At 69.4% G+C, this 278-nt stretch carries 1 protein-coding gene; it reads left to right on the forward strand.

Going from position 1 to position 278, the window contains the following annotated elements:
• Positions 1-278 (forward strand): hypothetical protein (locus IU459_RS40370; protein WP_228839079.1); only part of this gene is annotated, 278 nt, incomplete at both ends.

Here is a 278-nt window from a genome sequence, read left to right on the forward strand (position 1 = left end):
GCTGCGCGCCCTGGGCTATTCGACGGTGCTGGTGGAGAACGCGCGCCTGGGCGGCGGGCAGACCTTCAAGGCCCAGGGGATCATTCATGGCGGTGCCAAATACGCCCTGCATGGCGCGCTGACCGGCGCCTCCGAAGCCATCGCCGACATGCCGCGCCGCTGGCGCGAAGCACTGGCTGGCCAGGGCGAACTGGACCTTTCGGGCGTGCGCCTGCTGTCCGAGGCGCATTATCTGTGGTCGCCGGGCACCCTGGCGGGCAACCTCACCAGCTTCTTCG

The sequence above is a fragment of the Nocardia amamiensis genome, assembly GCF_015477605.1.
Taxonomy (GTDB): domain Bacteria; phylum Actinomycetota; class Actinomycetes; order Mycobacteriales; family Mycobacteriaceae; genus Nocardia; species Nocardia amamiensis_A.